Source organism: Methylibium sp. T29-B (assembly GCF_000576225.1).
Classification (GTDB): domain Bacteria; phylum Pseudomonadota; class Gammaproteobacteria; order Burkholderiales; family Burkholderiaceae_C; genus Methylibium; species Methylibium petroleiphilum.
Map to the genome: position 1 here is coordinate 23,631 of NZ_AZSN01000031.1, position 12,145 is coordinate 35,775.

Annotated in this window: 7 protein-coding genes and 3 pseudogenes; 6 read left to right on the forward strand and 4 right to left on the reverse strand. The window is 66.6% G+C overall.

Annotation, left to right across the window (positions count from 1 at the left end; genetic code table 11):
- Positions 1–20: 20 nt before the first annotated feature.
- Positions 21–1,255, reverse strand: a pseudogene (rocD, locus tag Y694_RS07490) (ornithine--oxo-acid transaminase).
- 128 nt (positions 1,256–1,383) lie between these two features.
- Between rocD and Y694_RS07495 the strand changes: the two are divergent.
- Positions 1,384–1,854, forward strand: coding sequence for an Lrp/AsnC family transcriptional regulator (locus tag Y694_RS07495; RefSeq protein WP_036231296.1), 471 nt, complete (start codon positions 1,384–1,386; stop codon positions 1,852–1,854).
- Between the two features lie 95 nt (positions 1,855–1,949).
- On the opposite strand, the gene Y694_RS07500 is transcribed toward Y694_RS07495, so the two are convergent.
- Both Y694_RS07500 and ppa read right to left on the reverse strand, forming a co-directional pair.
- Positions 1,950–4,715 carry a pitrilysin family protein gene (locus Y694_RS07500; protein ID WP_081782200.1) on the reverse strand — a complete coding sequence of 922 codons (2,766 nt, stop codon included), beginning with the start codon at positions 4,713–4,715 and terminating at the stop codon, positions 1,950–1,952.
- A gap of 124 nt (positions 4,716–4,839) precedes the next feature.
- Entirely contained in the window at positions 4,840–5,379 is a 540-nt protein-coding gene (ppa, locus tag Y694_RS07505; protein ID WP_011829713.1) for an inorganic diphosphatase, read from the reverse strand.
- A gap of 241 nt (positions 5,380–5,620) precedes the next feature.
- On the opposite strand from ppa, the pseudogene Y694_RS07510 reads away from it, so the two are divergent.
- Both Y694_RS07510 and Y694_RS27060 read left to right on the forward strand, forming a co-directional pair.
- Positions 5,621–7,800, forward strand: a pseudogene (locus Y694_RS07510) (sodium-translocating pyrophosphatase).
- Between the two features lie 61 nt (positions 7,801–7,861).
- On the forward strand, positions 7,862–8,089 hold the full coding sequence (locus tag Y694_RS27060) for an OmpA family protein (protein ID WP_409072468.1): 228 nt from the start codon (positions 7,862–7,864) through the stop codon (positions 8,087–8,089).
- A gap of 107 nt (positions 8,090–8,196) precedes the next feature.
- On the opposite strand, the gene Y694_RS07520 is transcribed toward Y694_RS27060, so the two are convergent.
- Positions 8,197–9,096: a LysR family transcriptional regulator gene (locus Y694_RS07520; RefSeq protein WP_036231299.1), complete on the reverse strand. Its 900-nt coding sequence runs from the start codon at positions 9,094–9,096 to the stop codon at positions 8,197–8,199.
- Positions 9,097–9,238: 142 nt separating this feature from the next.
- On the opposite strand from Y694_RS07520, the gene Y694_RS07525 reads away from it, so the two are divergent.
- From Y694_RS07525 to Y694_RS07535, 3 genes and pseudogenes are all read left to right on the forward strand, one after another.
- The gene (locus tag Y694_RS07525) at positions 9,239–10,051 is read left to right on the forward strand and encodes a glutathione S-transferase family protein (RefSeq protein ID WP_036231301.1); all 813 of its coding nucleotides are present in this window, start codon (positions 9,239–9,241) and stop codon (positions 10,049–10,051) included.
- Positions 10,048–11,426, forward strand: a pseudogene (gene gorA / locus Y694_RS07530) (glutathione-disulfide reductase). The gene Y694_RS07525 and the pseudogene gorA overlap by 4 nt, the downstream one beginning before the upstream one ends.
- A 124-nt stretch (positions 11,427–11,550) precedes the next feature.
- Positions 11,551–12,145: 2-keto-4-pentenoate hydratase (locus Y694_RS07535; RefSeq protein ID WP_051495635.1), on the forward strand; the 595-nt coding region annotated here is incomplete at its 3' end.

Below are 12,145 nucleotides of genomic sequence, written 5' to 3' on the forward strand. Positions count from 1 at the left end.
CGACCGAAGGGCGCCGGGCCTCACGGCGCCTTGCCCAGACGCTCGAGCGCACGTCCCAGCGCCGCCACGGCGTCACCGATCTCGCGTGCTCCGATCACCAACGGCGGCGCGAAGCGCACCACCGTGCCATGGGTGTCCTTGCTCAGCACGCCTTCCTGCAACAGTCCCTCGCACACGGTGCGGGCCGAGGCGAAGCCGGATCGATCTCCACGCCGACCAGCAGCCCCTTGCCGCGGACGTCGCGGATCGCGGGATGCCGCAGCGCGTGCAGACGCTCGAGCAGCACGGCGCCCTGCTCGGCCGCCCGCTCGGACAGCTTCTCCTCCACCAGCACCTGCAACGCCGTGTCGCCCACGGCCGCCGCCAGCGGATTGCCGCCGAAGGTGGAACCGTGGTCGCCGGGCGTGAATACCGCCATCACCTCCTCGCGCGCCAGGAAGGCGCTGACCGGCAGGAGCCCGCCACCCAGCGCCTTGCCCAGCGTGAGGCCGTCGGGACGCACGCCCTCGTGGTCACAGGCGAGCACCCGCCCGGTGCGACCCAGGCCGGTCTGCACCTCGTCGCAGATCATCAGGATGCCGCGGCGCGTGCAGATCTCGCGCACCGCCTTCAGGTAGCCGACCGGCGGCGCGACGATGCCGGCCTCACCCTGCACCGGCTCGACCAGGAAGGCGCAGGTGTCCTCGGTGATGGCCGCTTCCAGTGCCGCCGCATCGCCGTAGGGCACGGTCACGAAGCCGGGCGCGAACGGCCCGAAGCCGCTGCGGTATTGAGCCTCGCTCGAGAAGCCCACGATGGTCGTCGTGCGTCCGGCGAAGTTGTTGGCCGCGACGATGATCTGCGCGTGGCCCTCGGCGATGCCCTTGACCGTGTAGCCCCACTTGCGGGCCGCCTTCAGCGCCGTCTCCACGGCTTCGGCGCCGGTGTTCATCGGCAGCGCCCGGTCCATGCCGGTCAGGCGGCACAGGCGTTCGAGGAAGGGGCCGAGGCGGTCGGTGTGGAAGGCGCGCGAGGTCACGGCCAGTTGCCGAGCCTGCGCGACCAGCGCCTCCACCAGCCGCGGGTGACCGTGACCGAAGCTGACGGCCGAATAGGCCGACATCATGTCGAGATAGCGCCGGCCATCCTGACCCCACAGGTAGACGCCCTCGCCGCGCGTCAGCACGACCGGCAAGGGGGCGTAGTTCGCGGCACCGAAATGCTCTTCCAGCGCGATGGGGCTGGCCGACAAGGGGAAGCCGGGGTGAATCGTCATGGCGATCTCCTGAACGCGGGGGTCGCTTCCCCCAGCTCTTCACTGTAGAGATGGCCGAACGCAAGGTGCGTTCAATTCGTTGTGCATTCTCATCTTTTGGCGCATGCTTCGTGTATGAAAAACGGGACATGAGCACATTGGATACGCTTGACCGCCGTTTGCTGGCCGAACTTCAGGCCCGCGGCCGCGCCTCGAACGTCGAGTTGTCCGCGGCGGTCCACCTGTCGGCGCCGCAGTGCTTCCGGCGCGTCAGGTCGCTCGAGGAGCGTGGCGTGATCCGCGGTTATGCGGCGCACGTCGATCGCGAGGCGCTGGGGCTGGGCGTGATGGCCTACGTCAGCGTGGACATCGCCGCCGAGCAGTTCGGGCATGTGCGCGAGTTCGAGCAGACGATCCGCGACTTCCCGCAGATCCTGGAATGCCACACCGTCTCGGGTGACTCGGACTACCTGCTCAAGGTGGTGGCGCGCGACCTGAAGTCGCTCAGCCAGTTCCTGACCGACCGACTGATGCAGATCTCCGGCGTCGCCAACGTGCGCTCGATGATCTGCATGGAAGAAATCAAGCCGCCCTCGCCGCTGCCAACGACGACCGAATGAGACGGGCGTCCCACGCGCGGTCGAGCGCCGGGCCGCCAGCCGACCGCACACCCGCTCGGCGGGTAGCGCCAGTAACCCGGCGCCGGGTGCCCACACTACTCCTTGAAGTCGCCGCCGAAGCCGTAGACGAAGGCCTCGGGCCGGATGTACTTGCGCAGCGCCGCGTTCACCTGCTCCAGGGTCGCCGCGGCGATCGCGTCGTCGACCTGCTGCGAGATCGCGAAGGTTCGGTCGAGCCGCAGGTTGCTGGCCAGCCCGGCCGCCAGCCGCGCGTCCTGCGCGCGTGACAGGCGGCGCGCACTGATCAGTCCCCGCTGCGCCTCCTGCAGCTCGGTTGCAGTGAAGCCTTCCTGCAGGGCACGCGCCACCTCTTCCCGGAACGCCGCCTCGACCTTGGGGCGGTTCTGAGGCGCGAAGATGGCCTGCGCCTGCCACGGCGAATTTCGCTCGTCCTGGTTCCACGCCAGGTAGCTGTAGACGCCGTAGGACAGGCCCTCCTTCTCGCGGATGCGCACCCACAGCCTCGAGCTGCCGCCGCCGCCCAGCAGGTGGTTGGCGAGCGTGAGCGGTGCGTAGTCCGGATCGCTGTCCATCAACGGCACCGGCAGGAACACCGCCATGTGGGCGTTCTGCTTGTCGGGCGTCGGCAGCACCAGGCGGGCCGGTGCCACCGGCGCCAGCGGATCGGACACCCGCGCGTAGGGTTCACTGCTCTTCCAGTCGCCGAAGGCCACCTCGAGCGCCTGCCTCACCGCCGGCACATCGAGGTCGCCGCTCGCGCCGAACTCGGCATGCGAGGCGCCGTAGAAGCGACGATGGAAGGCACGCAACTGGTCCGGCGTGGCCGCGCGGATGTCGGCCACCAATTCGTCGAAGCTCTTCGCATGGCGCACGTCGCTGCGTGGGTACCGGTTCACATGGCGGTCGATCGCGTTGGCCACCACCGCCTCGGGTTCCTTGCGCTGCTGCTCCACGCCCGTCAGCGCCTGACTGCGCTGCTCCTCCAGCACCGCAGGCGGGAAGGAAGGCTCGCGGAGCAGTTCGCCGACCAGCGCGATCACGGCTGGCAGGTTCTCGCGCTTGGTGGCGATCGTCGCGCTCACGCTGCCGGTGCCGCTGGAAAAGGCCACCTCGGCCTGCAGCGCGTCGAGTCGGTCGCGGATCTGCTGGCGCGAGAGCTTCGCCGTGCCCTCGTCGAGCATCGCGGCCGTCAATGCAGGCACCTCACCCTGATCGGCCAGGCTTTTCTCGTCGCCGAAGTGCAGAGAGAGCACCGCATTCACCGCCCCGCCGCGGGTCGGCTTGGGCAGCAGCGCGACCTTCATGCCGCTGGCCAGCGCGAAACGCTGCGTCTGCGCGTCGATGTTGGCCGGGGTGGTGTCGAACGCGGCCACCGCGGTGGCGCCCGCCTGCGGCTTGAAGTCCTTGAATTGCGCCGCCACGTCCACAGCCTTCGGCGCCGGCGCGCGCTGCGGCTTGTCAGTGGGGACATAGGTCGCGAGCGTGCGGTTTGACGGCAGTAGCCGCTCGACGGCGACGCGCTGCACGTCCTCCAGCGTGGTCGCCTTGACGCGGTCGCGGATCAGGAAGAACAGGCGCCAGTCGCCCTGCGCGACCGACTCCGACAGCGAAACGCCCACCGTCTCCGGGTTCGTGAACGCCAGGTCCCAGCCCTTGAGCCACTTGGCGCGCGCGCGCTCCAGTTCCTCGGCCGTGACCGGCTCGGCCGCGACCGACTCCAGCACCGCGATCAGCTCGCTGCGCGCACGCTCGACGTCCTGCCCCGGCGCGAGCTGCGCCACGAACAGCGCCGCGCCGGGATCATGCAGGCCGAACGGCTCCGCCCCCACGCTTGCGGCCAGTTGCTTCTCGACCAGTCGCTTGTGCAGCCGCCCTGAAGGCGCATCGCCCAGCACCAGCGCGAGCAGTTCGATGGCGGCGAACTCGGGATCCGGCGCAGCCGGCACGTGATAACCGGCGTACAGCAGCGGCGCCCCGCCAACGCGGCGCAGCGTCAGGGCGCGCTCACCGTCCTGGGCCGCGTCGATGGTGTAGAGCGTGGGCAGCACGCGTCGAGGCTTCGGGATCTTGCCGAAGTACTGCTGCACCCAGGCCAGCACCCGGGCCGTGTCGAACTGACCGCTGACGACCAGCGTGGCGTTGTCGGGCTGGTAATACTGACGGTAGAAGGCCTGCAACCGCGCGATGTCGACGTTCTCGACATCACTGCGCGCGCCGATCGTGTCCTTGCCGTAGTTGTGCCAGTCGTACATCGCGGCCAGCGTCTTCTGGTACAGGATGCGGCCGGGGTTGTTCTCGCCCATCTCCATCTCGTTGCGCACCACCGTCATCTCGGAATCGAGATCCTTGCGCGCGATGAAGCTGTGGACCATGGCATCCGCGTGCCACGACAGGAACCACCGCAGGTTGTCGTCGTTCGCCGCAAAGCTGGCGAAGTAGTTGGTGCGATCGAACCAGGTGCTGCCGTTGGCGCGCAGCCCGCGCTTGGTGAACTCGCCCCAGACGTTGCGGGTGGTCGGCGTGCCCTTGAACATCAGGTGTTCGAGCAGGTGCGCCATGCCCGTCTCGCCGTAGTTCTCGTGGCGCGAACCGACGTGGTAGGTCAGGTTGACCGTCGTCGTGGGCTTGGACGCATCGGGCACCAGCAGCACCTGCAGCCCATTGGTCAGCCGGTACTCGGTGATGCCCTCGACCTGGGTCACTGCGGTCACCCCGCGTGGCAAGGCTGGTGAGGCGACGGAGCCGGAAGGTGGGATTGGCTTGCTGGCGGCCGCCACAACCGGCGACACCTGCATCACGACCAGCGCGAGCGCGCCGGCGACCAAGTACTTCGAGAACATGCTGCGGGCCTCGCAACCACCGAGGCGGTGTGATGGAGGCCCGCAGTGTAGCCAGCCGGTTTGGGGCCTCGCCGCCTCGGGGGCATACCCGAGCGCGGCGCTGGCGACGCCAGCCGATCGTCAGTCAGGCCGCCTGGGCCTTGAGGTAATTCTCCATGCCGGAGCGCACTTCAGCCTGCGCGCTTTCGGGGCCTTCCCAGCCCTGAACCTTGACCCACTTGCCGGCCTCGAGGTCCTTGTAGTGTTCGAAAAAGTGCTGGATCGCCTTCAGGCGCATCTGGTTGATGTCCTCCGGCTTCTTCCAGTGGTCATAGATCGGCAGGATCTTGGTGGTGGGCACGGCCAGCACCTTGGCGTCTCCGCCCGCCTCGTCTTCCATCTTCAGCACGCCGATGGCCCGGCAGGTCACCACCACGCCCGGGGTCAGCGCGAACGGCGTGATCACCAGCACGTCGACCGGGTCCCCGTCGTCGGACAGCGTCTGCGGCACGTAGCCGTAGTTGCAGGGGTAGTGCATCGCGGTCGTCATGAAGCGATCGACAAACAGGGCGCCGCTTTCCTTGTCGACCTCGTACTTGATCGGGTCGGCGTTCATCGGAATCTCGATGATCACGTTGAACTGTTCGGGCGCCTTGGCGCCGGGGGTCACTTTGTCCAGACTCATGGGTCCTGTCTCCGGAATCGCGGGGAAACCCGAATTCTAAGCAGCGGCCTGTCGCGGGCCTGACCACGGCCCGGCCCCACCGTGGCGAACCGCACGGGCCAATTCCATTGCGACTTCGAGGGGCTTCCCTTAGCATGCGCCGGCAACCCGACCGGGATGCCACACGCGTGGTGTCGACAGTGAAGAGTCGCGGTGCAAGCCCTTTCACCGAGGTCCTCTAACGAGGAAGGAGACTCTTTCCATGTCCAGTTCCCTGGCGCTCACCTTTGCGCTGCTTTGCGGTTTCGCGGCCGTCGTCTACGGTTTTGTCCAGCGAAGCTGGATCCTCAAACAGGACGCGGGCAACGCCCGCATGCAGGAGATCGCGGCGGCCATCCAGCAGGGTGCGGCCGCCTACCTCGCGCGGCAATACCGCACCATCGCCCTGGTCGGCGTCATCCTCACCGTGCTGATCGGCATCTTCATCGGACTGCCGACCGCGGTGGCCTTCGTGATCGGCGCGGTGTTGTCGGGAGCCTGCGGCTTCATCGGCATGAACGTGTCAGTCAAGGCCAACGTGCGCACCGCACAGGCGGCCACGCGCGGCATGAAGGAGGCGCTCGATGTGGCCTTCAAGGGCGGCGCCATCACCGGCATGCTGGTGGTCGGCCTCGGGCTGCTGGGCGTGGGCATCGTGTTCTGGTTCCTGACCAGCAACGGCCAGCTCACACCGACCAGCGGCCTGGCACCGGCACTGAAGCCGCTGCTTGGCTTCGCGTTCGGCTCCAGCCTGATCTCGATCTTCGCGAGACTGGGCGGCGGCATCTTCACCAAGGGCGCCGATGTCGGCGCCGATCTGGTGGGCAAGGTCGAGGCCGGCATTCCGGAAGACGACCCGCGCAACCCGGCGGTGATCGCCGACAACGTGGGCGACAACGTCGGTGACTGCGCGGGCATGGCGGCCGATCTGTTCGAGACCTACGCGGTCACGCTGATCGCGACCATGGTGCTGGGCGCGCTGATGGTCACCGCGGCGCCGATGCAGGCAGCACTCTACCCGCTGGCGCTGGGCGGCTTCTCGATCATCGCGTCGATCATCGGCTGCAGCGCTGTCAAGGCCACGCCGGGCATGAAGAACGTGATGCCTGCGCTCTACAAGGGCCTGATCGTCGCGGGCGTGATCTCGCTGGTGGGCTTCTTCTTCATCACCAAGTGGGTGATGCCTGACAACGCGATCTACGAGAGCGGCACCCAATGGCGCCTGTTCGGTGCGGCGGTCATCGGCCTCGTGCTGACGGCCCTGCTGGTGTGGATCACCGAGTACTACACCGGCACCGACTACGCGCCGGTGAAGCACGTGGCGCAGGCCTCGACCACCGGCCACGGCACCAACGTGATCGCCGGCCTGGGCGTGTCGATGCGCTCGACGGCCTGGCCGGTCGTGTTCGTCTGCGGTGCCATCCTGGCGTCCTACCAGCTCGGTGGCCTGTACGGCATCGCGGTGGCGGCCACCTCGATGCTGAGCCTGGCCGGCATCGTGGTCGCGCTCGACGCCTACGGTCCGATCACCGACAACGCTGGTGGCATCGCCGAGATGGCCGAGCTGCCGTCGAGCGTGCGCGACATCACCGACCCGCTGGACGCCGTCGGCAACACGACCAAGGCGGTGACCAAGGCTACGCCATCGGCTCGGCCGGCCTCGCCGCGCTGGTGCTGTTCGCCGACTACACCCACACACTCGAGGCCGCCGGCAAGCTGGTGAGCTTCGACCTCAGCAACCCGTCGGTGATCGTCGGCCTCTTCATCGGTGGCCTGATCCCCTACCTGTTCGGTGCGATGGCGATGGAGGCCGTGGGGCGTGCCGCCGGTTCCGTGGTGGTCGAGGTGCGGCGCCAGTTCCAGGATGGCCAGATCATGGCCGGCAAGCGCAAGCCCGACTACAGCGCAGCGGTCGACATGCTGACGTCGGCGGCGATCAAGGAAATGATCATCCCCAGCCTGCTGCCGGTGGTGGTGCCCATCGTCGTGGGCCTGCTGCTCGGCCCGGCGGCGCTCGGCGGCCTGCTAATGGGCACCATCGTCACGGGCCTGTTCGTCGCGATCTCGATGTGCACCGGCGGTGGCGCCTGGGACAACGCCAAGAAGTACATCGAGGAAGGTCACTTCGGCGGCAAGGGCAGCGACGCCCACAAGGCGGCCGTCACCGGCGATACGGTGGGTGATCCCTACAAGGACACGGCCGGCCCCGCTGTCAACCCGCTGATCAAGATCATCAACATCGTGGCGCTGCTGATCGTGCCGCTGCTGCCGGCTGCCAGCGGTGGTGCGGGGGCGCATGCGCCGGCCGCCCCCGCGGCGGCGGTCGAGAGCACCGCGCCAGTGCCGCCACGCCGGCGCCCACCGCCGACGGCGCCAGCATCAAGGTCGAGAACGGCGTGGTGAAGTTCTACTTCGCCAGCGCCTCATCGTCCTGGCGGGTGGCGCGGCCGAGGCACTGGCCGACGTGGTAAAGGGCGTCGCGGCGGGCAAGAAGGCCGTGATCAGCGGCTACCACGACGCCACCGGGGACCCGGACAAGAACGTCGAGCTCGCCAAGCAGCGTGCCCTCGCGGTGCGCGATGCCCTGAAGGCGGCAGGCGTGGCCGAGGACAAGATCGAGCTGAAGAAGCCCGAACAGCTCAATGCCGGCGACGCGGCCGAGGCCCGGCGCGTCGAGGTGAAGCTCGAGTAACCCGCCCGCGGGATCAACGAGGGCCCGCCTCGGCGGGCCCTTTTTTTGGGAACAACGCGGAATGGTCCGGACGGGCAACGCCGGGCGTGGGAGAGAGGCAGCCGCCATCAACTCCAGGGTGGTTTCGGCGAAAACTTCTCGGTCAGGTACTCCAGCAGCACCCTCACCTTCGCCGGCAAGTGCCTGCGGTGAGGATAGACCGCGTAGATCAACTGCTTTTCGATGTGGTAATTCGTCAGCAGCGGCTCCAGGCGTCCCGCCGCAATATCCTTGGCCACCATGAACGCGGACAGTCGGACGATACCTCCGCCCAGCCGTGCGTATTCATGCAGCACATCGACGTTGTCGGTCACGAAATGCCCCTGGACATTGACCAGCTCCGGTCCCGTGGCGCCGCTGAAATGCCACTGATTGAAAACATCGCTGGTGGACAGGCGAAGGCAATCGTGATCCAACAGATCCGATGGCCGGGTCGGTCGTCCTCTGGCGTTCAGATACTGGGGGCTGGCACAAACCAGACGCTGGCTCTCACCCAGCTTGCGGCCGACAAGGCTCGTATCCCGTAACTCGCCCAGTCGGATCGCCAGATCCACGCCCTCGTCGATCAGGTCCACCGCCTGCCCGGTGATCTGGAGTTCCAGCGTCAAACGCGGATAGCGCCCCTGAAACTCAGCCATGAACTCCAGCAGCTGGTGCTTGGCGAAGCCCTGAGTGCTGTTGATGCGCAGGGTTCCGGTCGGCTCACGCACGAAGCTGGTCAGCGAATCTTCGGCGCTCTCTATGTCGGTCAGGATCTCCAGGCATCGCTTGAAATAGCGCTCACCTCCCTCGGTCAGGCTGAGGCTGCGCGTGGTGCGGTTGATCAGACGCACGCCCAGCCTGGATTCCAAACGCGATAGCAGCTTGCTGATCGCCGATGGCGACAGATTCAGCTGGCGTCCCGCAGCGGAAAAGCTGCCGCGCTTGACCGACTCCACGAATACCTGCATTTCGGTCCACTTGTCCAAATCACCTCCTGATTTGTGAACCCTATTCACAGAACATTTTCCACTTGTGATGATTATCACCAGGCGGCCGGGAAGATAGCCTTGCGAATCGTCGATTTCAGCGACCAGTCACCTGACCACCGCAATCGCCACGGGAGTTTCCATGCTCGAGCTGTACACGCACCCGATGTCACCCTGTGCCCAGAAAGTTCGCATCGTCCTGGCCGAAAAGAAGCTGGAGTGGATCAAGCACCATGTCGATCTTTCGCAGAAGGAAAACCTGCGACCGGAGTACCTGAAACTCAATCCATTGGGCGTCGTGCCCACCCTGGTCCACGACGGTCGCCCGGTGATTGAATCGAGCGTGATCTGCGAGTATCTGGACGACGCGTATCCCGTTATCCGCCTCAAACCCAGCTCGGCTTACGCGCTGGCGAACATGCGCCTGTGGATGAAGCATGTGGACAACAAGCTGCACCCGTCCTGCGGCGCCTTGCAGTGGCCGCTGGTGATGCGGCCGGCATTGATGGAGAAAGGCGAGGAGGAGCGTGAGGCACTGCTGGCGCGGATCCCCGAAAAGCCACGCCGCGAACGGCAGAGACGCCTGGTCAAGTTCGGACTCGAGGCTCCGGATGTCGTCGACGCCGTCCATGTCTACCGCCGGACGATCCTCGATATGGAAGCGGCGCTCGCCCAGCACCACTGGATGGTTGGTGACGTCTTCAGCCTCGCCGACGTGTGCCTGGCGCCCTACTTCCAGACCGTCCTGCAGTTCGGCTGGACCGCGATGTACGACGATTGCCCGCGCGTGGCCGATTGGTTTTCGCGCTGCCGCGAGCGCGAATCCTATGAAGGTTCCGTGACGCGCGATTTCGCACCCGAAGTCCAGGTCGACCTGCTGACCAAGGGGGAATCGGCCTGGCGGACGATCCGCACGCACCTGGCCTCGTTCGACGGCTCGGGCGCGATTGCGTGAAGTCCTACGATTTCGACCTGTTCGTCATCGGGGCCGGCTCTGGTGGCGTGCGGACGGCGCGCATGGCGAGCGAACGGGGGCTGCGCGTCGCAATTGCCGAGGTGTCGCGTCTGGGGGGACCTGCGTGAACGTCGGCTGCATCCCGAAGAAGCTCTTCGTCTATGCCGCACAGTTCACCGAGGCGTTCCAGCAGGCACGCGGCTACGGGTGGCGCGTGCCAGAAGCCGCGTTCAATTGGTCGACCTTGCGCGACAACAAGGATGCCGAGATCGAACGTCTGAACGGTGTCTACCGCGCGCTGCTGGTCGATTCCGGTTGCCAGTTGATCGAGGGGCACGCGACGATCAAGGGAGCACACACGGTCGACGTGGGTGGGCGCAGTTGGAGCACCGAACGAATGGTGATTGCCACCGGAGGCTGGCCGTTCGTGCCGAACGTGCCGGGACGCGAACACGCGATCACCTCCAATGACTTTTTTTCGCTCGAACATTTCCCGAAGCGGGCGGTCATCGTCGGGGGAGGCTATATTGCCCTTGAACTCGCCAGTATCGCCGCCGGTCTCGGCGCACAGACTCGACTCGTGTATCGCGGCGCGTTGTTCCTGCGCGGCTTTGACGAGGACATACGCCGGGTCGCAGCCGAGGAGATGATGAGGCGGGGCGTCTTCTTGAACTTCGGCTGCGAAATCAGCGCCATCGAAAAGCAGGCGGACGGAAGTTTGCTAGTGACGTTCAGCGATGGCCGTCGCGAATCGACGGATTGCGTCCTCTACGCGACAGGGCGACTCCCCAATGTTGCAGGGCTCGGTCTGGAAAACACGCGCATCCGGCAGCAGGCCCATGGCGCCATCGTCGTCAACGAACACCTGCAGACTGACGAGCCCTCGATCTATGCGATCGGCGACGCGGTCGGACGCACGCAATTGACGCCCGTTGCCCTGGCCGAAGGAATGCAATTGGTCCGACATCTCCTAGGCGACGAAGGTCCGCAGGTGGACTATGAAATGGTCCCGAGCGCCGTGTTCAGCCTACCGGCCATTGCGACCGTCGGACTGACCGAAGCGCAGGCGCGGCTCCGTTATGAAGACGTGGTGGTCTACACGTCCAGTTTTCGCGCCCTCAAGCAGACCCTCGCCGGAGGCAACGAGCGAACTTTCGCGAAGCTTCTGGTGGACCATGCCAGCGACCGTGTCGTCGGTGTCCACATGGTGGGAGCCGACGCTGCCGAAATCATTCAGGGCATGGCCATCGCCTTGCGAGCCGGGGCGACCAAGCGGGTGTTCGATACGACACTCGGCGTTCATCCGACCTCGGCGGAAGAGTTCGTCACCCTGCGCAAACCGAGCCATGAACCCTTCATCACGACAGGCCCCTAAGGCGATGACCCCTTCTGCACCAACCTCGGATCAGTTCCTCGACGATTGTTCTGCACGACTCTGGGCGGCCGAGGTCGCCTGTACGCCGACGGCGCTGTTGAGCTCGTCCCACCCCGAACTCGACGTGAGCGACGCGTACGCGATACAGGCCGCGACGTTGCGCCGCCGCGGCATGCCGGCCGTCGGCTTCAAGCTCGGCTACACGAGTGCGGCGATGCGCGCCCAGATGAACATCGACCAGCCGAACTTCGGCGTGCTGACCGAAGCACACCGCCTCGGCGTCGACGGCCACACGATCGACCGCGGGCGCCTGATCCATCCGCGCGTCGAGCCCGAGATCGCCCTGAGGCTGGGGCGTGAACTCGCCGGCGCGGGGCATGACCGGGCGAGCGTCTCCCGGCACCTCGATGCGGTGATGCCGGCGCTGGAGGTGGTGGACACACGCTATCCGGATTACCGCTTCACGCTCGTCGACAACATCGCCGACAACAGCTCCAGCGCCGGTTTCGTGACGGGCCCGGCCCTCCCCTGGCAGGAGGGCTTCGACCTCGGCGCCGTCGAGGTCGAGCTGCGGATCGATGGGCAGACGGTGGATCGCGGCCGCGGTGCCGACGCGATGGGCGACCCGTTGCTCGCGCTGGCCTGGCTGGCTGGATTCCTGGCCGAGCGCGGGCTGGCCGTGCCGGCCGGCGCGGTGGTGCTGACCGGCGGGCTCACGC

Bases quoted from the DNA above. Each gene is read 5' to 3' on its own strand.
- Y694_RS07495 (WP_036231296.1), top strand. From the start codon at position 1,384: ATGAGCACATTGGATACGCTTGACCGCCGTTTGCTGGCCGAACTTCAG.
- Y694_RS07500 (WP_081782200.1), bottom strand. From the start codon at position 4,715: ATGTTCTCGAAGTACTTGGTCGCCGGCGCGCTCGCGCTGGTCGTGATG.
- ppa (WP_011829713.1), bottom strand. From the start codon at position 5,379: ATGAGTCTGGACAAAGTGACCCCCGGCGCCAAGGCGCCCGAACAGTTC.
- Y694_RS07525 (WP_036231301.1), top strand. From the start codon at position 9,239: ATGCTCGAGCTGTACACGCACCCGATGTCACCCTGTGCCCAGAAAGTT.